At 34.2% G+C, this 22,525-nt stretch carries 17 protein-coding genes and 1 riboswitch; of the genes, 12 read left to right on the top strand and 5 right to left on the bottom strand.

The window, feature by feature from the left end:
• Positions 1–109: 109 nt before the first annotated feature.
• Genes P6733_RS16315 through P6733_RS16300 form a run of 4 tightly spaced genes read right to left on the bottom strand, consistent with a single transcriptional unit; the run spans position 110 to position 6,871 of the window.
• Entirely contained in the window at positions 110–1,252 is a 1,143-nt protein-coding gene (locus tag P6733_RS16315) for a cytochrome-c peroxidase (protein ID WP_306354019.1), read from the bottom strand.
• Between the two features lie 30 nt (positions 1,253–1,282).
• A complete protein-coding gene (locus tag P6733_RS16310; protein ID WP_306354018.1) occupies positions 1,283–2,794 on the bottom strand; it encodes a DUF6850 family outer membrane beta-barrel protein in 1,512 nt (503 codons plus the stop codon).
• A gap of 11 nt (positions 2,795–2,805) precedes the next feature.
• Complete coding sequence (locus tag P6733_RS16305; RefSeq protein WP_306354017.1) at positions 2,806–4,011, bottom strand: DUF4876 domain-containing protein; 1,206 nt, start codon at positions 4,009–4,011, stop codon at positions 2,806–2,808.
• Positions 4,012–4,039: 28 nt separating this feature from the next.
• Positions 4,040–6,871: a carboxypeptidase-like regulatory domain-containing protein gene (locus P6733_RS16300; RefSeq protein ID WP_306354016.1), complete on the bottom strand. Its 2,832-nt coding sequence runs from the start codon at positions 6,869–6,871 to the stop codon at positions 4,040–4,042.
• Between the two features lie 526 nt (positions 6,872–7,397).
• Between P6733_RS16300 and P6733_RS16295 the strand changes: the two genes are divergently transcribed.
• The 12 genes from P6733_RS16295 (at position 7,398) to P6733_RS16240 (ending at position 21,419) form a co-directional block, all read left to right on the top strand.
• Positions 7,398–8,417, top strand: coding sequence for a T9SS type A sorting domain-containing protein (locus P6733_RS16295; protein ID WP_306354015.1), 1,020 nt, complete (start codon positions 7,398–7,400; stop codon positions 8,415–8,417).
• 272 nt (positions 8,418–8,689) lie between these two features.
• Positions 8,690–9,583 (top strand): T9SS-dependent choice-of-anchor J family protein, encoded by an 894-nt coding sequence (locus P6733_RS16290; protein WP_306354014.1) that lies wholly within the window; start codon positions 8,690–8,692, stop codon positions 9,581–9,583.
• 167 nt (positions 9,584–9,750) lie between these two features.
• Positions 9,751–10,173: a T9SS type A sorting domain-containing protein gene (locus P6733_RS16285; protein WP_306354013.1), complete on the top strand. Its 423-nt coding sequence runs from the start codon at positions 9,751–9,753 to the stop codon at positions 10,171–10,173.
• A 516-nt stretch (positions 10,174–10,689) separates the two neighbouring features.
• Positions 10,690–11,982, top strand: coding sequence for an O-acetylhomoserine aminocarboxypropyltransferase/cysteine synthase family protein (locus P6733_RS16280; protein WP_306354012.1), 1,293 nt, complete (start codon positions 10,690–10,692; stop codon positions 11,980–11,982).
• 5 nt (positions 11,983–11,987) lie between these two features.
• Positions 11,988–12,455, top strand: coding sequence for an OsmC family protein (locus tag P6733_RS16275; protein WP_306354011.1), 468 nt, complete (start codon positions 11,988–11,990; stop codon positions 12,453–12,455).
• A 97-nt stretch (positions 12,456–12,552) separates the two neighbouring features.
• On the top strand, positions 12,553–13,554 hold the full coding sequence (locus tag P6733_RS16270; protein WP_306354010.1) for an alpha/beta fold hydrolase: 1,002 nt from the start codon (positions 12,553–12,555) through the stop codon (positions 13,552–13,554).
• On the top strand, positions 13,541–14,644 hold the full coding sequence (locus P6733_RS16265; RefSeq protein WP_306354009.1) for a homoserine dehydrogenase family protein: 1,104 nt from the start codon (positions 13,541–13,543) through the stop codon (positions 14,642–14,644). The genes P6733_RS16270 and P6733_RS16265 overlap by 14 nt, the downstream gene beginning before the upstream one ends.
• A 37-nt stretch (positions 14,645–14,681) precedes the next feature.
• Positions 14,682–14,787, top strand: a riboswitch (SAM riboswitch).
• Positions 14,788–14,859: 72 nt separating this feature from the next.
• Entirely contained in the window at positions 14,860–15,861 is a 1,002-nt protein-coding gene (locus tag P6733_RS16260; RefSeq protein WP_306354008.1) for a homocysteine S-methyltransferase family protein, read from the top strand.
• Positions 15,861–18,542 carry a methionine synthase gene (metH, locus tag P6733_RS16255; protein ID WP_306354007.1) on the top strand — a complete coding sequence of 894 codons (2,682 nt, stop codon included), beginning with the start codon at positions 15,861–15,863 and terminating at the stop codon, positions 18,540–18,542. Before P6733_RS16260 ends, metH begins: the two co-directional genes overlap by 1 nt.
• A 35-nt stretch (positions 18,543–18,577) precedes the next feature.
• Entirely contained in the window at positions 18,578–19,534 is a 957-nt protein-coding gene (gene metF / locus P6733_RS16250; protein ID WP_306354006.1) for a methylenetetrahydrofolate reductase [NAD(P)H], read from the top strand.
• Between the two features lie 36 nt (positions 19,535–19,570).
• Complete coding sequence (locus P6733_RS16245; protein ID WP_306354005.1) at positions 19,571–20,665, top strand: acyloxyacyl hydrolase; 1,095 nt, start codon at positions 19,571–19,573, stop codon at positions 20,663–20,665.
• Positions 20,666–20,675: 10 nt separating this feature from the next.
• Complete coding sequence (locus P6733_RS16240; RefSeq protein WP_306354004.1) at positions 20,676–21,419, top strand: head GIN domain-containing protein; 744 nt, start codon at positions 20,676–20,678, stop codon at positions 21,417–21,419.
• A gap of 7 nt (positions 21,420–21,426) precedes the next feature.
• Here P6733_RS16240 and gldA read toward each other — a convergent pair whose 3' ends face one another.
• On the bottom strand, positions 21,427–22,326 hold the full coding sequence (gldA, locus tag P6733_RS16235; RefSeq protein ID WP_306354003.1) for a gliding motility-associated ABC transporter ATP-binding subunit GldA: 900 nt from the start codon (positions 22,324–22,326) through the stop codon (positions 21,427–21,429).
• Positions 22,327–22,525: the final 199 nt, after the last annotated feature.

The following is a 22,525-nucleotide window of genomic DNA, read 5'->3' as shown; positions in this document are numbered from 1 at the left end:
TGCAAAAAAAGCTTAACGTTTATTTTGCAAGTTCTTTTTACGAGACACAATTTGCAACTATAAGTTTGAGAAATAAGTTGTTTTAGTCTGAAATTTAATGCGTTGTAATTTATCGAGGTATTTGCGGACGTTCCATTTTATATTGCCTTCCCGATAATGTTTTAATAAAAGAAACTAAGGCTACAATTTCATCATCATTAAGATCTAAAGACTGTAATAATACATCCGTTTGGGGAAATAATGGATCAGCAGCTTTTTCACTTTCAGTAGGATCAATCATATGCATGCCACTGTTGTACATGTTAACAACCCCCGTCATATTATCAAATAAACCATTGTGCATCCATGGACCAGTATGCATAACATCACGAAGCGATGGTGTTCTGAATTTACCAACATCTTCTGCTTTCTTAGTGATATGATATAATCCTAAATCTTCATACTCTCTTTTATAATATGTAAGACCAATATTATGGAAAGATTCATCTGTTAAATATTTTCCATAATGACAATTCATACAACGCGCTTTAGTACGGAAAAGATGTAAACCTTCAATTTCCTGATCCGATAATGCGGTATAATCACCATCCATAAAAGCATCAAATCGACTTCTTTTGCTTAGTATAGTTTTTTGAAAAGTAGCCAATGATTGTAATACCTTTTCATAAGTAATATCAGAACTGCCATAAGCATTTTGGAACAATACAGAATATCCTTTTACTTTCTTTAACTTCTTAGCTAAGCCTTTGGGTTCCATGTTCATTTCGTGATGTGCTGTAAGAGGACCTTGAGCCTGTTCTTCTAAAGTGGTAGCGCGACCATCCCAAAAGAAAGATTGACGAGCATTGATATTGTAGAGCGACGGAGTATTTCGTTTTCCTTGTAAATGATCATTTCCAAGTGATATTTCTCGACCATCCCCCCATGCCAATTCTGGATCATGACAACTGCTACAGGAAATTTGATTTGAACCTGAAAGTTTTGGATCAAAGAAAAGCATTTGACCCAGTATGACCTTAGGATCTTCCATTCGATCATAGTAACTAGTATCCACAGCCAAGGGTTCTAGTTCTTGCCATAGAATACCTTTGTCAATTGTAGGTCTAGGCCACTGATTGATAGGTTTACTATACAGTTCACGCCAATTCGAGTTTGTTATTTTCTCACCGAGTGTTGAGGTAAAGCTCAAAAGTGATTGAACAACCACAATGGTAAGAAGGAAAAAAAGTGTTTTTAATAATATAGACTTCATTATAAAGCAATGGGGATTTTGTATTGTGAATTAGAATGTCATACCAACTGACATTTGAAAATAAGTATTGTTTGAATTTGTGGAATAATTGTAATAATCAATATCAGCCTTAACGAAGAGGTTAAGATCGGGACTGTATTTGTAATCCCAACGAGCGGCTAAATTTACTTTGGTATAATTAGAAGATAAATAAGCAAAATTATGGTCTAACATTTCGAAAATCGAATTTGTTTTTACACGATCACGAAGCTTCATTTTTGAATCTAGCGCCCAGTTGTGTTCAAAGGAAGTAGACAATGTAATCAAGGATTGTGATAAAAGTTTTGAAGCCGAAAGGTCCAATCGTCCAATGCCCTGTTTGATATCAATTGTTCGAAGCGGTTCGATGTATTTTGTAGCCGTATTTTTTAAATAAAAACTAGGAGCAATAGACCATGATAATTCTGGATCAGGAATACTATACAATCCGGATAAGACTACTGATGTAACTTGATTGGTGTATTTAGTGTCTTCTGATATTTTGATGTAAGAAGTAGATGTCTGATTGTCGAATATGTTTTCAGTTCCTGCTCTATCGGTATATTGGAAGCCCATTTTTGCACCCCAAATTCGATGTTTTGTTTTCTTCAAATAAGAAACTTCACTTACGTATTGTTGTTCTGCAATCGTGGAAGCAATCAAATTTTGAAATTCGGTCATGATCTTCTCGTACCCAAAGTGATTGTATCCAATCGATAGTGCAAATCCATTTCGGTCTTTGGGAAATAATTGTACTGAGGCACCATATCCTTTTCCATCATAAAATGAACTCAGCTTATTACCCGTTAATAAATTATTGTAAACACCAAGACCAGTCATGTGATACACAGCTGGAGCACCTAATTCACTAAAAAATTTCAGATTGTTAGATTGAGTATATTTTTGCAGATTAATAGCCGTTCCTAAGACATAATGTTCTCCGAGATTTCTTGAAATGCCAAGGGATAAAGTAAGATCAGAAACCGTATTTTTAGGTCTGGGATCAATAGCGCGGTATTCCATCAGCGCTCTATATTGCGCAACAATCCCAAGGGTTATTTTTTCATACGCTTTAGAATAACCTCCTTTAAAAGAATATTCTTCAAAAGAAAGATCACCACCAATAGAATCGGCAGTTACATAAGGATATATAACCTGATAATCTGAGCTTTCGTTCCAATGCACATTTTTACGCTTGCCATTCTTATATGAAGCATTTCCCCAAACCGTATTTTGAGGATTAATCTTATAATAAGATTGAGCATTGATTATGAATTGAGTGATTCCATTTCCTAATTGCTGGATATTAGTTTCTTGCGAATTGGCATAATAACTTGCGCTAAATTCTGATAATGAATAACGACGGGCATAATGCTGATTAGCAGGATTACTATAAAAGACACTTGAGAAATTATTTGCAGGCGATAAATCTTCATGAATACGCAACAGCACTGAAGTACTATCCTGTGCCCGTAGCATAGCAGAACTGAAAATAATAAATAAGAATAGGGAACGAAAGCTCATGATTTAATCTATTAATGCATTAAAGAAGGAACAACCTCAGGGTTAAAATCCAATGTAGAATTATTCGTGTCTTTCAGTATTTTTTTGCCATTAGTAGTTGTCGAAAGTATTTTACGACGTACACTTTTTCCATAACGACTTTGATCCGCATCAACTTTACCACAGTATGTCCATCCCATATCCAATGATGGAGCAGTAACGATCCATTGGTATTCCGATTGAACACTTAAGTTTACAGCATCAATAATCCAAGAGTTTGGAATTGAATATACACTTTCACCCATTGGGTAACTCTCTCCATTAATGATAAGATTATATTCATAATCATACGTGTAATCACTTAGGAAAGTGTTTTTATTGATAGGCATACGAGCGATAACAAAACTTTTAAAACCTCTATTGTGGATAATCATTGAAGAAAATAAGTTCTCCATATTTGGAACACTAGGATTATCTACATCGTCTGCATCATCAGTATAAAATTCAAAATTAGCATTTCTCAAATCAATTGAATTAGAATTGTATTCTTTGTGATTGATAGCATCCTCAGCAATAATGAAAAATTCACCAGATGGAATTGGATGATCTGTACCCGATCCTGGAACGATCGCAATGGCAGAGGCAGCAAATGATTGACCCATGATATTTGGAGTGTAATCTTGTTTGTCAACCGTCATAAATTCCGATTGAGCAATCACTAATCCATCGGCATATAAAACGTGATCGGTGTTGTTGTAGATTTTAAAATATTTATCACCTAGGTACTGTTGCCCTTCCGCTGTACGTGTTCCTGTGAAAAATATTTCCTCAATAATGAAATCAGATTGACTTGTTTTCAAGAAAAGATTTAAAGAAACAAGAGACGTTTCTCCCGTGATAACTACAGATTCTTTATAGCCATTTACAGTAGCTTCAATCGTATTTCCATCAGCTGAATATTGGATTTTTCCATCTACAGAAATTTCATAAGAACCTTCACTCAAAGTAATTGAAAGATTATTATTAATAAAAGAACTACTCTGTGTTGTTTTCCCGGTATTCAACTCTTTAAAAGATACCGAAAGATTAGAAAGAGCAACATTATTTAAATCCGCAGGATTGATAAGCGTCAAAGTTAAAGCAGTTTCTCTTCCTGTATAATCATCATCTTTAGAACAAGATTGTAATAAAGCCATGATTGCTATTGTGAGATAAATGGGCAGTAATTTAATTTTCATAATTGAGGTATTTATTTAATATTAAAAGTTATAAATTCAAGTTTAATTCCATTCCGAAATAAGGAGAAGTAAGCCCTCTTTGTTCTATTTTTTGACCGTTTATCTCATAGTTTTGATAATAACTAAAGAGACGGTTTACGAACATTGAAATTCTAAATTTCTTGTAAAAATCCTTTGAGATTTTTAGATTCATATTCATCGACATTGGAATGGTCTTTTTCTGAAATAATTCATTGTTGTACTTAATGTTCAACCATTGCAATATAGGATCAGTTTTGTCCTCTTCGAGATAAGGATGCTGTTGTCCGGAAGGGTCAATATATGAAATAGGAGTGCCATTCATTGGTGTAGACTGATCACTCTTGAACCACATAAATTGGAAGGAACTTGAAAATTCCAAACCTAATGATGGGATATAAGTATCAACAATTAAATTCGTGTTGAGTTGCTGTTTTTCAAAACCATCATCCCATTGGTAAAGACCCAAATAAGGCAGACGTTTTCCATTGATAATAATGTCCTTTTGCCCACTTTTATAAACAGGATTACTGTTTGTATAAGTAGATTTAAACCAAGCACCATTCACCGTAAATCGAGTATTGATTGAAGGGAAACGTTTGGAAGAAAATTGAAATTCAATACCACTTTTTAGAAGCCTGCTACCATTATTTGTAATGTTGTAAGTCGTCAGTAAAGTATCCATTACAAAACTCATTTGGGCAAGGTCAGGCGGTCCCGTTAAAGTAGCAGGGTCTATAGAATTAGTATCGTATTTTTTATAAGAAAGAGCATGATATCCAGAACCATTTCGGAAACCGGAATTCATACGCTCATTGAAATAAGTAATAGAAAATCGATTATTATCATAAGAAAAATCAGCGCGAATCTCCCATTTTTTATTGATGGCCGGTGCTAAATCATAATTCACAGCAGAAGTCTTATAAGTCATCAAGTTTATTCTTCGATATTCAGGTGTATTGTGGTAATAGTTCAGCTGTACCAAGTCATTATAGACATAATCAGGATAAAGCTGAGCAAGCGTTGGGAACTTAGTGTATTGTCCCGTTCCTGCTGTGAATTCAGTTTTTAAGGCATGTTGACCAATTTGGATTGCAGGAAGTGCCCATTGAGCATTGATGCGAGGATCAAAATAATATTTCCCATGAATAGCATAGGCAGAAGGAATGTTTAATAGAGACATGGCACGAAGTCCCCCAGCAATGTTCAGTTGATGTTGTCCCAATGGAATTGTTATAGCATCCTCTGCAAAAAATGCAATGTCTGTACTAGCTGGGATATCTCTATAAGATCTCGGACGAGTGGTCATTTCTGGAGAAGGTGGATGAGTAGTATCATATACCTGACCTTTTCCATTATTTTTAGCATAAGTCCATTCAATTCCTGCTTTTAAGGTATGTTTTACACCAAACAAATGAATTTCAAAATCTCCCATCGCTTTTAAGAAAGCATCAAATGGTTTCCCATCAACTAAAAGATCTGAAGTATATTGAGGAGTTAGAAATATACCATCATGCTCCCCTTGTTCCGTTGTATTAGGGATGGCTGTAGCACTACTTACTTGTACCCATTTTGTCTGTTCAATTTTGTCGTATTGCTGACTAAAAGAGGTTGATACATTTAGTGCTTTTATAAAAGAAGAAGATTTAAAATTTAGATCAAATGTATTTGCTAGAGCCAATCGGTTATAACTGGAAGTGTAACGGTCAATTTTTGCATAACCCACATTAGGGTCTGCTTTTTCATTATCCATCGAACCACTGTAATCTAAACTAGAATCCCATTGAAGTAGATAAGCATCGTTTTCCCATGTTTTTTGCGCTCGAATCGACGCTGTGATCCGTTTGTAATTTTCAAAACTATTGCGAGGGTCCGATTTAGCATCCAAATAATCCAATCCGACATTCAAGACAAAACTTTTTTCTTCCGATTCAAAACCCTTACCTACATAATACAATTTACTGAATTCATCCGCCTTAAAGCGTGATTCCCAATTGCTACGACCTCTTTTTCGTTTAATTTTAATTAATCCGCTAGTCAAATCCCCGTACTCTACCGATGGAATACCTCTGATTATTTCAACTTTCTCAATTTGATCTGTAGAAATAGAACGCATATCAATACCCTTTGAGGTGGTATTGCGTCTTGTATTAGCATAACTTGAACCCGATGTAATTATCGTTTTAGGCCCCGTAGTATATTGTAGGTTTGCATCGGTGTTAATTGGAATTCCATCAATCACAAAAGCAGTTCCAAGAGATGAGATGTCATAATTAGAATCAGCAGTTCCGACTTCTCGCAATTTAATATGATTAGAAGCATTAAAAATGGGATCCTTTGATCGACCTCCAGGTAATAATTCCAATAGATCTGTGAAACTAGAAGGTTGAAGATGCTGCATGGCCCTTTTATCAATAATAGAGGTACTAGTCATTCCACGAGATTCGGTAGCTGTTACAACCACTTCATTAAGTTCAATACTTTTGGGTGTTAATTCAAACAATAGAATTTGATCTTTTGTTAAGGAAAGGAGTTGTTCAATTCCGTCGTATCCTATATGTGATAATTTCAGCCTATAATCACCAGATGGTATAGAATTTAGTATAACGATACCAAAATCATTAGATTGATTTTCGTATTTCTGAAATAATCCTTCTAGAACTATTGATACCCCTTTTAGCGGTAGTTTACTCTCCTTGTCCTTTAGTGTAAATTGTACACTAAGATTATGTACGCTTTGAGAATAACCAACATTTGTAAATATGAGAAACAGTAATATAAATATAAAAACAGGATTATTGAGCCAGTTTTTTTTGGGAGAGCGATTATAATAAGAAATCATTGTCTTTAATCTGTATTGGGAAATTCCACTGCTAGAATTAAAATATAGTTATTGAATGCTATGAGCACGTATAATTTGGGGTTGCAAAAGTAAGTAACCGAAGTACTTAAAACAAGCTTATTTAGATTAATTAAAAATAGACGTAAAAAAGCGTTTTATCGTGAATTATTACAGTAAGTAATTTTTAATAGATGTACTTTTTTAATGTTAATTAAATGATAGTCGTTTGGTCTAATTAACAATATGGATTTTTAAATCTTTATATTGTTAAATTTTTTTATTAGTTTAATAATAAATTTTGAGAATTCAATTTCTTCTTTTGGGATAGAAAGCGATAATTTAAAGTATTATCAATGAATCTCCTTTTTTGTTAAAAATAGTGCATGTTTTTTATTTTAATTGAATAGTTGCTTGTTTGAGTATGATTTTGGTTTAATGTTAAAATTATATTTTAAGCTTTGTTTTGTGTATATATAATTAATAATTTTATTAGGTTTGCTGTTATTAAACTTAAAAAAATATAATTATGAAAAAACAATTACTTTCTGTTGTTTTTTGTTCGTTTTTACTTAGTGCATCTGCACAATCTTTACAGACAGAAAACTTCAACTCATTACCTATTGGGAATATTGGAACTGATATAACTGGTACTACACCTGGACAAGGGAGTTTTTTAACTTTCGTTGGTGCAGGTAGTGGAAATGCAAACAACAGTAATTTCCAAGTTGTGGCAAATGATGCTACACATCAAAATGCATTACAAATTACAGGTTCTAATGTAGCTACAGGATCAAGATTAATGTGGAAAGATGGTCTTCTAGAAGCATGGGGTACTAGAACTGCTGGAAACAATATTATTGCTATTGAATTTGATTTCTTTACAGGGCCAGCTACAACAAGTAAAAACGCATTTAGAGTTGTACTTTACAATGAAGACTCTTCGCAAGTATTAGCAGGGTATAATATTACAATGGATACTAAAGTTATACAAGGTATTCTTTATGTGGATAATAATGGGACATTGGGTAACTACCTTTTAAACTTAGGCGCTACTCCAGTAACATTACCAGCTAATACATGGGTTAAATTAGGTATGAGTTTCAATCAAACAACCGGTGAAGTTCTATGGAAAGGTCCTGGAATTGATGGAGGTTATGATGGAGCAGCTACAGGTTCTGAGCCAGCTGAAGTTGATTTTGCAGTAGCAGCTGGGACAAGTAATGCAGTTGCAGGTGTTGGTTTATTTGATAATTTAACAGTAAAAGCTACAGATCAAGATGCACTTTTAAGTGTGGAAGATGTTGTAACTTCTGGAAAATTTGCAATGTATCCTAACCCAACTAAAGATATATTCACTTTAGAATCTACTTTATCAGGTATCAATACAATTGAAGTAACAGATATCAATGGTAGAACTGTAAAAACTGTGAAAGCAAATGGAGTAAACCAAACTCAAGTAAATATCTCTGATTTAACAACAGGTGTTTATTTAGTGAAAGTTCAAACTGAAGCAGGAACATCTACTAAAAAAATTATCAAAAACTAATTTAGTTTTAAATAAAATGAAAAACCCCATTCAGAAATGAGTGGGGTTTTTTATTAAAACAATATTAAGAAATACTCAGTTGTAGTAAAAAATAAATTTATTACAGAGGTGGAGTAGCTGACGTTATTGTAATCTTACATAATAATGTATTATAGTATTTTGTATTGTATTTTTTTTCTTTAAGTTAAATATGTACAATAAGTTTTGTTTTTTTAGAACTTTGTATTAAAATTTCATTAAATTTAGCATAAAATCCTAAACTTAAATTTATCATGAAAAAAACTTTACTTATGTTAATGTTTGCAACATTTGCATCAAATGCGCAAACTAATTTATTGACGGAGAACTTTGATACTTTCGCCAATTTAGCTACAGCCGGTTGGACGATGACAAATCAAAGCTCGCCTGCAGGAGCCTCAAGTTGGGCACAAGGTGGAGGAACTGCATTTGCTACGGGAGGATATAATGGGGGAGCAACATCATTTGCACTGTGTAACTTCAATAGTACAACAGGAGCTGGAACAATTAGCAATTGGTTAATGACACCTGTTGTAAGTTTAAAAGATGGTGATGTTATTAAATTTTATAGTAGAGCTGGAGGTACAGGTACAGGTACTGTATATGCAGATCGTTTAGAGTTGAGATTAAGTACAACTGGGGCTGCCACTGTTGCACCATCAGGAGGATCAGCTGGAGTAGGAGATTATACAACTTTGGCATTATCAATTAATCCAGATTTAACCACTACAGGTTATCCATTTACATGGACACAATACACGTATACTGTTACAGGTTTACCTACAGCAACAGATTGTAAAATTGCGTTTAGATATTTTGTAACAAGCGGTGGACCATCTGGAGACAATTCAAACATCGTTGGTATAGATGCTTTGTCAGTGGATAGAACATTAGGAACAAATGAGTTCTTTGCAAAAAACTTTTCAGTATATCCAAATCCAGCGAAGGATAACGTAACGATTAATAGTAATTCAACTTCTTTAGTTAATGATGTACAAGTTGTAGATTTTAATGGAAGAGTTGTAAAATCAATTAAAGTTAACGCAACATCTACACAGATAAATATCTCAGATTTAGCTGCAGGAGTATATATGCTAAAAGCAACATCAGACTTAGGTTCTGGAACAGCAAAAATTATCAAAAATTAATTTCGTTTTAAATAAAATGATAAAAAATCCACTCAGAAATGAGTGGATTTTTTATTAAAACAATACTGAGAAAATACCCTATTGTAGTGAAAAATAAACTTATCATGGAGGTGAAATAGCTGAGGTTATTAGAATTTTGCAGAAAATTAATCGTAAAAGAAACTAGTATGAAAAAACAAATACTTTCAATTATTATCTGCTTATTTTTAACTAACGCAAAAGCGCAATTCCTACAAATTGACAATTCCGAAACATTAACAAGTGGAAATGTTGAAGCAAATATAACAGAAACTGGAACTGCTCCAGAAGAAGATGATGCAATCGCTTTAGAACTAGAAGAGGTTTCGGATATTAAAAATACATTCACGATGTATCCTAATCCGACAAGAGATGTGTTTACCATAAAATCAACTTTATCAACTATAAATAAAATTGAACTAATTGATATTAATGGTAGAATTGTTAAAAAGGTCAATGCAAATCAAGTAAGTCAAACCCAAGTGAATATTTCAAATTTAATAATGGGATTATACTTTGTAAGAGTGGAGACAACAAAGGGAACTTCGATAAAAAAAATTATTAAAAGTTAGATTTTGCATTTAAATAATGCCAGAAAAAACGGTTAAAATAGAACCTGTTTTTTTGGAATAAAAACCTATAAATGTTAAAATTTGAAAATAAATTTGGAAAATTAAAAAAGAGTTCGGAGGTTTGTTCCGTTAAAAAGAAACAAAATGAAATTTATTATTAGCAATATGTGTATGATGATGTGGAGAACTTCCGCAGAGCACACTATTGCCTAAATTTAAATTCTAAATATAAAGCAAAAAGCCTCTGCCATTCGCAGGGGCTTTTTTTATGCAATACAATAAAAATTATAAAATTATATCAATAATCATGAATAAGACAATAGCAACAATGATGAATAAAATGATGATGCACATGTGTATGTGTATTTTCATGCAACCCAGCTATTGCCAAAAGCGAATGACTTAATCTTAGTTTATATTTCAAGTGTAAAGTCCTTTTGGTAAATGTTCCAAAAGGGCTTTTTTATTTTTCAACCAATTCAAATTTCAATAAAACAATCTTAAAAACGATCTATTATGAGCACACAAAAATTCTCAACAAACGCATTGCACGCAGGACATGATGTTACTAAAAATGGTGGAACCCGAGCAGTACCAATTTACCAAACAACATCCTATGTGTTTAACAATGCAGAACATGCAGCAAATTTATTTGCATTAGCAGAACCAGGTTATATTTATACCCGATTAAATAACCCAACAAATGATATTCTAGAACAGCGATTAGCCACACTAGAAGGAGGCGTTGGCGCAGTAGTTACTGCTTCGGGAACCGCTGCCATATCAACAGCCCTATTAGTATTACTAAAATCGGGAGATCATATTGTTGCCTCCAATAGTTTATACGGAGGAACCTACAATTTATTAAATGTTACACTACCTCGATTAGGGATAACAACCACTTTTGTTGATCCATCTGATCCAACAAATTTCACAAAAGCAGCTAAAGAAAATACGAGAGCCTTTTTTGTAGAATCACTTGGGAATCCAAAATTAGATGTACTCGATTTAAGAGCTATTTCAAAAGAAGCACAAGCATTCAAAGTCCCGTTTATTGTGGACAATACTGTAGCAACACCCTATTTACTCAACCCTATTGAACACGGAGCTAATATTGTCATTCACTCCTTGACAAAATATATTGGTGGTAATGGAACCTCACTAGGAGGAGTAATCATTGACGGTGGAAACTTTGATTGGAGTAATGGGAAATTTCCTGAGTTTACAGAGCCATCAGAAGGATACCACGGATTAGTATATCACGAAGCCCTAGGAAATGTTGCTTTTATTGCAAAAGTTCGCATTGAAGGATTACGCGATCATGGAGCGGCCTTAAGCCCATTCAACGCTTTCCAAATTATCCAAGGATTAGAAACCCTAGATATTCGAGTAAAGAAACATAGTGAAAATGCACTAGCCCTAGCAAAATGGCTAGAAGATCAAGAAGAAGTACAATGGGTAAATTATCCAGGACTAGAAAGCAATAAATATTACGCATTAGCACAAGCTTATTTGCCAAAAGGAAGCAGTGGAATTGTAACATTTGGAGTAAAAGGCGGATATGAACAAGCGAAGAAAATAGCCGATGAAACGAAATTATTCTCCTTACTAGCCAATATTGGAGATACAAAATCACTAATTATTCATCCAGCAAGCACAACCCATCAACAATTAAAAGAGGAACAACAACTTGCAACAGGAGTTACAAAAGATTTGATTCGACTTTCAGTAGGACTAGAAGACATTGAAGATTTAAAAGCAGATCTAAAAGCCGTATTTGAAATAATAAAAACAACCCACTTAGTATAAAAAAGATGAGCACAAAAACAGTAAACGTATTAGGATATGTAGAAGGCAATGAACAATTCGTTGTCAAGACACAAAACTTTAGTGTTAGAATAAGTAAAAACGCTAAAGCACCAGAATTAGAAGGACCAAGCCCAATAGAATATCTATTATCCGGTTTTGCAGGATGCATTAACGCAGTAGGACAATTAGTAGCAAAAGAACTAGCCATCCCTTTAAAATCATTACAAGTAGAAATCTCAGGTGAATTAGATACTTCAAAATATTATGGAAAAGAAACTAATGAAAGAGCAGGATTTAAAAAGATAGAAGTTGTAGTAAAACCAACAACAGATGTTTCGTTTGAATTGTTGCAAAAATGGTTAGCACTCGTGGAAGAACGATGCCCCATTCAAGACAATCTGGTCAATAGTACACCCATCGAACTCACTTTAGTAAAAGAGTTTCCGAAAGAAATATTAGATGAAGTTGCCTAATGGAAATACGATAAAAGAACAGTACAATTTGTTTAGATTATTGTACTAAAGACTGTCTTTGGAACTTCGACTAAAGACAGTCTAATTTAAAATCAAAATGGGAAAAATACACAAAATAGCAATTCAGAATTTCTGTACAGAGCAGGGTAAAAACTATGCAGAAATAGTATTACACTATCAATCCTTTGGAAAAATATTGGGAAGCGCTCCAGTAGTCGTCGTCAATCACGCCCTAACAGGAAATTCGCAAGTAATAGGAGAAAAAGGATGGTGGAATGAATTGATAGGAACCAATAAAACAATTGATACAAACGAATTTACGGTAATAGCCTTTAATGTACCCGGAAATGGATACGATGGAAATCCAGAAAATTTAATTGAAAACTATAAAGATTTTACAGCAAGAGACATCGCTCAAATTTTTTTGGAAGGAACAAGACAATTAAAAATAGAGAAGCTATTTACAGTAATAGGAGGAAGTTTAGGAGGAGGAATTGCATGGGAAATGGCCGCTTTAGAACCCAATTATATAGAAAATTTAATTGTGATCGCGACCGATTGGAAAGCATCAGATTGGATTATTTCCAATGTGCTAGTTCAAGATCAAATTTTGAACAATTCGGAAAATCCCATTCACGATGCCCGATTACATGCAATGCTTTTATACCGTACACCACAATCCTTTCGATTGAAGTTTAAACGAGAGATTAATATAGAAACAAAACAATTCGAAGTAGAATCATGGTTACACCATCATGGAGAAAAATTAAAAAACCGGTTTCAATTATCCTCTTATAAATTAATGAATCACCTCTTGAAAACCATTGATATAACAAGAGGAAGAGGAAGTTTTTTTGATGTAACCAAAGAAATAAAATCAAACATCCATATTATCGGGATTGCCACCGATGGATTTTTTACACCCGATGAAAATCGAGAAACCTATCAAGCCTTAAAAGCCAATAAAATGAATGTGTACTACCATGAAATAGATTCCATTCATGGACACGATGCCTTTCTGATCGAATATGAACAATTGTCAAAAGGAATTCAATCAATCTTTAACAAACAAAAACAAACAAGCTATGTCAACGCATAAAGTAAATATCATCCTATTCGGAATAGGAAATGTAGGAAGTACACTAATCAATCAAGTGATTGAAAGTCAGGACTTCTTTTTAGAAAAGAAAAATATAGAACTAAGATTCCCGATTATTACCAATTCTACCTTAGCTTTTTTTGAAAAAGAAGGAATTAGAAACTCGTGGGAAGCGAATTTTGCCCAATCGGCTATTCCATTCAGAATAGAAGATATCATAGAATATGTCAAAATAAACCAATTGGAAAACCTTGTTGCGGTAGATGCTACAGCCAGTGGAGAGTTGGTAAAAGACTATTTGAAGTTAATCCAAAATGGATTTCATATTGTAGCAGCCAATAAAATAGCCAATACATTACCCTTGAGCTTATATGATGAAATTCGTGAGAACCTTCAGAAATTTGACAAAACCTTTTTATATGAAACCAACGTAGGAGCTGGATTACCAGTAGTACAAACCATTAGAGATTTACATTATTCTGGAGAAAGAATTACTAAAATACAAGGCGTTTTTTCAGGATCATTAAGCTATATCTTTAATGCCTTTGCCAAAGAAGAAGTACCTTTTTCAACAATTGTACAACGTGCAGAAAAATTAGGATATACAGAACCCGATTCCAGAGAAGACCTTTCAGGAAATGATGTAGCCCGAAAACTACTGATTTTAGCCCGAGAAATAGAACAATCCTTTGAGTTTTCAGATGTAAAAGTAACCTCATTATTACTCCCTTCTTTGGAGGAAAACGTAACCCGATCGGAATATAAACGAAATATAACCCAATTAGACGAACCCTTTCATACTGCAAAAATTACCCAGCTACCAGATCATGTGTTACGCTATATTGGAGAACTCGATGTGGAGAAGCAAAAACTAGAAGTAAAATTAGTTTCAGAACCACTTGGCTCACCCTTGGGACAACTCAAAGGAGCCGATTCATTAATTGCAATTTTCACAGATTCTTATGGTGATAATCCAATAGTAATTCAAGGTGCTGGTGCAGGAAAAGAAGTAACTGCTAGAGGCGTACTGACTGATATACTGAAAGTAGCAGAAATAATAAAGACAAAAGAAATTTGTTTAATATCCTAAAATTGTAGTAGCTTTGCAATGTTCATTCACATATTGATCGTTATCACGAAAGGCAGAGGGATTAGACCCAATGAAGCCTTAGCAACCCTTTAATTTATTAAAGAAGGTGCTACATTCTACCAAATTTTTTGGATAGATAACACACGAATACTTTTTTTTAGTATTCCCTTTCCTTTCCTGATGACATATCGATATAAACTAAAGTTTATCGTTTTATGTCTAAAATACACCAAGCAATACAAGATAGAATTCTCATACTCGACGGAGCGATGGGGACCATGTTGCAACGCTATAATTTTTCCGAAGAAGATTTCCGAGGAGAACGCTTTAAAGATTTCCCACATTCATTGAAGGGAAACAATGACCTATTGAGTCTAACACAACCACAAGCCATTCGCGATGTACACAGTCAGTATTTTGCTGCTGGAGCTGATATTGTTGAAACCAATACTTTTTCGGGAACAACCATTGGTATGGCCGATTACCACTTAGAAGATTTAGTCTATGAACTAAACTATGAATCTGCTAGAATAGCTCGTGAAGTAGCCGACGAATACACTGCTCAAAATCCAGATAAACCCCGTTTTGTTGCAGGTTCAATAGGACCAACAAATAGAACAGCTAGTATGTCTCCCGATGTAAATGATCCGGGATACCGTGCCGTAACATTCGATGACTTACGTATTGCCTATAAAGAACAAGTAGAAGCGCTGATTGATGGAGGAGCCGATATTCTTTTGGTAGAAACCATTTTTGATACATTAAATGCGAAAGCCGTCCTATTCGCAATAGAAGAAGTGAAAGATGAACGAAATCTGGATATTCCTATCATGGTGAGTGGTACTATAACCGATGCTTCAGGGAGAACCTTGTCGGGACAAACTGTAGAAGCATTTCTAATCTCAATTTCTCATATTCCGTTGTTGAGTATAGGATTCAATTGTGCCCTAGGTGCTGATCAGTTGAAACCTTATTTACAACGATTATCACACAATACTTCTTTCAATGTTTCGGCACATCCTAATGCAGGATTACCCAATGCCTTTGGTCAATACGATCAAACACCAGAAGAAATGCAAGCCTTAATCCGAGAATATTTAGAAGACGATCTAATCAATATTATTGGAGGATGCTGTGGAACGAATCCGGAGCATATTCGATTAATTGCAGAAGTAGCAAAAGAATACCAACCGAGAAAAATAGAACAAACGATATAATGGCAGAGATTGACTGTAATAAATATTTGAAATTATCAGGATTAGAACCCTTGATTATTACGCCAGAAAGCATTTTTGTCAATGTAGGAGAGCGTACTAATGTAACAGGTTCACGAAAATTCCTGCGTTTAATAAAAGAAGAAAAATATTCCGAAGCGCTGGCAGTCGCCAGAGATCAAGTAGAAGGAGGAGCACAAATCATCGATATTAATATGGATGAGGGAATGCTAGATGGCGTTCATGCTATGACGACCTTTTTGAATTTAATTGCCTCCGAACCCGATATTTCCCGCGTACCCATCATGATTGATAGTTCTAAATGGGAAATCATTGAGGCAGGATTAAAAGTAGCACAAGGAAAAAGTATTGTTAACTCAATTAGTTTAAAAGAAGGAGAAGAGAATTTTATCCGTCAGGCAAAATTAATCAAACGCTACGGAGCAGCCGTTATTGTAATGGCTTTTGATGAGGTAGGACAAGCCGATAATTATGAACGTCGTATTGAAATCTGTAAGAGATCCTATGACATCTTGGTCGATACTGTAGGATACCCAGCAGAAGATATCATTTTTGATCCTAATATCTTTCCAGTTGCAACTGGGATGGAAGAACACCGTCAGAATGCAATTGATTTTTTCAGAGCAACAAAATGGATCAAAGAAAACCTTCCCTATGCCAGTGTAAGTGGAGGTGTGAGCAATGTTTCATTTTCATTTCGTGGCAACGATAAAGTACGGGAAGCGATGCATTCTGTGTTTCTATATTATGCCGTACAAAACGGGATGACCATGGGAATCGTAAATCCAGAAATGCTGGAAATATACGATCAAATACCCAAAGACCTATTAGAACACGTTGAGGATGTCTTGTTAGACAGACGCGATGATGCAACAGAACGATTATTAGATTTTGCTGAAAGCTTTAAAGGAGAAAGTAAAATCACTGAAAAACAAGCCCAAGAATGGCGATCCCTACCCGTACAAGAACGATTAGTGCATTCCTTAGTGAAAGGACTCGATGAGTTTATTGAAATTGATGTAGAAGAAGCCCGTTTACAAGTTGAAAACCCGATTGAAGTAATCGAAATTGATTTGATGAGCGGAATGAATGTCGTAGGAGATTTGTTTGGAAGCGGAAAAATGTTTTTACCACAAGTAGTAAAATCGGCCCGAGTAATGAAAAAAGCTGTAGCCTATCTACTTCCTTTTATAGAAGCACAAAAAGGAGGAGGAGCACAATCGGCAGGTAAAGTATTGATGGCAACCGTAAAAGGAGATGTGCACGATATTGGGAAAAATATTGTTGCAGTCGTATTAGGGTGTAATAATTATGAAATTGTGGATATGGGTGTAATGGTTCCTCCAGAAAAAATTATTGAAACTGCTATCAAAGAAAAAGTCGACATTATTGGATTAAGTGGTTTAATTACACCATCACTAGATGAAATGGTCTATCTGGTAAAACAAATGGATAAGCTGAATATTAAAATTCCAATAATGATTGGTGGAGCAACGACATCACGTGCACATACTGCGGTGAAAATTGCACCAGAATATAGAGAAACAGTTGTACATGTAAACGATGCTTCCAGAGCAGTAACAGTAGTAGGTAACTTGATTAATACAAATACAAACCAAGAATACTTTAAAAATCTACGTTCTGAATACAATGAACTACGAGAAGGCTATTTGAATCGCTCTCGCGATAAAAACTTCTTGAATATTGAAGAAGCTAGAAAAAATAAATTACAATTAAATTGGAATGAGTTTACGCCTGTGAAACCAAATTTCGTTGGAGTAAAAACAATTACTGTGGGATTGGAAAAATTGGTTGATTTTATTGACTGGACTCCTTTTTTCAGAACATGGGATTTACACGGGAAATATCCTGCTATTCTAACCGATGAAGTAGTTGGAGAACAAGCAGTTTTATTATTTAAAGATGCTCAGAAAATGTTATCCTCATTACTCGCCGAAAATTGGTTAGAAGCCAAAGGAATTTATGGGATTTTTCCAGCCAATCAAATCAATGATGATGATATTGCAATCTCCGATGAAGAAGGGAATCATTTGCAGACATTTCTAACGTTAAGACAACAATCCCAAAAAACGAAAGGAGCACCAAATATTGCTTTATCCGATTTCATTGCACCAAAAGATTCAGGAAAAGTAGATTATATGGGAGCCTTTTGTGTGACCACAGGCTTTGGAGTAGATCAAAAAGCAGCCGAATTTGAAGCCAATCACGATGATTATAATTCGATTATGATTAAAGCGTTAGGAGATCGATTTGCCGAAGCATTTGCGGAATATTTACATAAAAAAGTAAGAAAAGAAATCTGGGGATATGCATCCGAAGAGACATTGAACAATGAAGCTTTAATTGCCGAAAGCTACAAAGGAATTCGTCCTGCACCCGGTTATCCAGCCTGTCCAGACCATTTGGAGAAAAATACCATTTGGAAACTATTACAGGTAGACAAAGCTATTGGAGTAACACTAACCGAAAGCTTAGCAATGTGGCCAGCTTCCTCTGTATCAGGTTATTATTTTGCCAATCCAGAAAGTAAATATTTCGGTTTAGGGAAAATTAAAGAAGATCAGGTGATCGATTATGCGAAAAGAAGAAATATACCCTTTGAAGTAGCCGAAAAATGGTTGAATCCTAATATTGCCGATTAGAATACAAACGAATATCAAAGACAACAAACAAGCAAATGAAAGTTACACAACATATAGAAAAAGCAGCAGGAAAACCGCTGTTTTCTTTCGAGATATTACCCCCTTTAAAAGGACAAAACATTCAATCAATTTTTGATAGTATTGATCCCTTAATGGATTTTAATCCGCCCTTTATTAATGTTACTTACCATAGAGAAGAATATGAATATAAAGAACTTCCAAGTGGACTGTTAGAAAAGAAAATTGTCAAGAAACGCCCAGGAACAGTTGGGATATGTTCGGCAATTCAAAATAAATACGAAGTCGATGCGATTCCACATATTTTGTGTGGAGGATTCAGTAAAGAAGACACTGAAAATTTTCTGATTGATTTAGATTTTTTAGGCATTCAGAATGTTGTAGCCTTACGAGGAGATGCGGTGAAAAGCGAAATCTATTTTAAACCAGAACGAGAAGGAAATCAATTTGCAAGTGAATTAGTTTCTCAAATATCTAACCTGAACAAAGGAGTGTATCTGGATGATGATTTGCAAAATTCAACAGCGACAAGCTTCTGCATTGGTGTAGCGGGCTATCCAGAAAAACACATGGAAGCGCCAAGTTTGGACAGTGACATCCATTTTTTAAAACAAAAAATAAAAAATGGAGCCGATTATATTATCACACAAATGTTTTATGATAATAAAAAGTTCTTCGATTTTGTAGCCAAATGCAGAAAAGAAGGAATAACAGTACCCATTATTCCAGGATTAAAACCCATTTCAACAAAAAAACAACTCAATTTAATCCCACACCGATTCAAAGTAGATTTGCCAGATGATTTAATTATGGCCGTTGTAAATGCAAAAGACAATGATGCAGTACGACAAATAGGAATTGAATGGTGTATTGCGCAAAGTAAAGATCTTATCAAGGCAGGAATTCCTGTATTGCATTATTACTCAATGGGTAAATCAGATAACATTAAATCGATTGCAAGCCAGATATTTTAAAATTCCTATATATTTGTAAAGATTCAAAAATTTCGAATGAAGAAACTTTACTATGTAGTATTATTTATTGTCGTTTCAACCTATGCACAGGAAAAAGTAAATGAGCAGTATACCTTTGATGCCAATTATTTCTATGGAAATGTATTGACACATAATAAGACCATGAAACATTTGGTTACTGCACATCCACAAGGCTTTTTACTAAGCGTAAATAAAAAGACATTCGGTAATAAAACATGGGAAGCAGCCTATAATTATCCTGATATTGGACTCTCATTCCATTATCAGGATTTGAGAAATCAAACACTAGGAGAGTTATTTGGACTCTATGCCCATTATAATTTTTATTTCCTCAACCGCAATTTAGTGCTTAGAGTAGGACAAGGAATTGCCTATAATACCAATCCTTACGATAAAGAAACTAATTTTAGAAATATTGTATATGGTACTGCAATCATGCCATCCACCTATTTTATGTTGAATTACAACAAGCAAAATCTCTGGAAAGGTTTTGGCGTTCAAGCAGGACTCTCATTATTCCATCACTCAAACGCAAATATAAAAGCACCCAATACCAGTACCAATACTTTAGCGTTCAATGTAGGAGTAAATTATACATTAGATCATGAAGAAATACCAGTTTATAAACCCTTTAACGATTCCATACAATTTACAGAACCCATCCGATATAATGTAGTCTTTAGGACAGGAATTAGTGAAAACGATATTATTAATAGTGGACAATTTCCTTTCTATGTATTGTCTGCCTATGCCGATAAAAGAATCAATCGGAAAAGTGCAATACAATTGGGAGCCGATGTTTTTTGGACAAAATCATTACAAGAATATATCAAATTCAAATCAGTAGCTTATCCTGATGAAAATATAGATGCCAATACAGATTATAGAAAAATAGGAATATTTGTTGGACATGAATTGTTTATTAATAAGATATCAGTAGAAACCCAACTTGGATATTATGTTTATTCTCCATTTGATTATTTGGGTAGAATATACGAACGTGTCGGAATGAAATACTATATAAACGATAACTTCTATGGAGCTTTATCATTAAAAGCCCATGGAGCAAAAGCAGAAGCCTTAGAACTAGGAATAGGAATTCGATTTTAAAACAAAAGCTATGATGAAAAAAATACTATTGATTATAAGTTGTATTCTAGTTGTTTCTTGTAACTCCGAGAGCGGAAGTGATTGTTTCAAATCAGCGGGAAATACAATTACTGAAGACATAACAACAGCCAATTTCGATAAGATTAATGTATACGAAGGAATTGAATTAATTATCAAACAAGCTGAGGTGACCACAGTAAAATTGACCACAGGCAGTAACCTGAGCAACGATATTGAAATTAAAGTAGAAGAAGGAGTGCTGAAATTGAAAAATAATGCAACCTGCAATTGGGTTCGTGATTATAATTTGACGAAAGTCTATGTTACCGTTCCTAATTTAACGACCATCTATTCGGCCTCCCAGTTTACAGTAAAATCCGATGGAATATTGAATTTCCCCATGTTGACTTTACAGTCTGGAGTATATAAGGATGAAACATCAGGCATTATAGATTTAGAAGTAAACTGTGAAAATTTATATGTAGAAAGTAACTTTGTAAACTTCTTTAAAATCAAAGGTAACACGAATTATCTTAGTGTGAATTTATATGCAGGTGATGCGCGTTTTGATGGAAGTAATTTAATAGCACAAAATGTAGAATTCTTTCAAAGAAGTTCGAACGATATTATTGTTAATCCGCAACAACGAATCAAAGGGAATATTTACAGTACAGGAAATGTGATTTTAAAAAATAACCCACCCATTATAGACATTGTAGAGCATTACAAAGGATATTTGGTGCTAAATCAGTAGAAAAAACTTATTTCTTAGAAGTCATTTCTCTAAATATAGCCTCTAGATTTTTGTTTTTCTGATTCAGTTGTAATGTCTTCAATCCATTTTCAGTAGCAAAATCAAAAATTGCTGGACGCATATCAATATCCGTTGTAAATGTTAGATTCCAGATACAATCATGCGTGTTTTTATAGGCAGTAATGTTTGGAATACGAGCGATTAATTGTTCTTCAACGCGGAAATCAAATTCCACCTCAATGACTTGTTCTTTCTCAGTCATCAAAGAATTTAGTTTTTTATCCGTTACAATTTTCCCTTGGTCAATGATGATTACACGATCACAAATTGCTTCAACTTCTTGCATAATATGCGTAGATAGAAAAACCGTTTTGTCAGCCCCCACATTCTTAATCAATTGTCTAATTTCAACCAATTGGTTTGGATCTAAGCCAGTAGTAGGTTCATCAAGAATCAATACATCAGGATTGTGTAATAAAGCATTGGCTAATCCTACACGTTGACGATAACCCTTTGATAATTGACTTATTTTTTTGTGTGATTCAGGTGTTAAACCCGTTAATTCGATTACTTCCTGAATGCGCGATTTAGGAACATTATAGACATCAGCATTGAAAGTCAAGTACTCTTTAACATATAAATCTAAATACAATGGATTGTGTTCTGGTAAATAACCTACAGCCTTTTGAACCGCTTTTTGTTGAGCAATAACATCATTTCCATTGATGGAAGCCGTACCCTCATCAGCATTAATATACGTTGTCAAAATCTTCATTAACGTAGATTTTCCAGCACCATTTGGACCTAAAAATCCTACGATTTCTCCTTTTTTAATAGAAAAAGAAATATTGTCTAATGCCTTTTGAGCACCATAACTTTTAGAAATTGAATTAACTTCGATTGACATAATAACTGATTTTGAGCAAAAGTAAGGAGAAAAAGAATCAATTCGAACGATGAAATTGAAATAAATATGAAAGTTGTATTTTCTTTTATTTTATCACTGTTAATAGGAGCTAAGCCTATGTTATTCAAGGTTTGGAAAACTATAAAAAGTTAAAAATTTGAAAAAAAATCCGAATCTCTTGTCGAAGCGATAGAATTAT

Source organism: Flavobacterium aerium, from assembly GCF_030766725.1.
Lineage (GTDB): Bacteria > Bacteroidota > Bacteroidia > Flavobacteriales > Flavobacteriaceae > Flavobacterium > Flavobacterium aerium.
The sequence above is the reverse complement of the archived record's forward strand: the minus strand, read 5'-3'. Positions and strand labels throughout refer to the sequence as shown.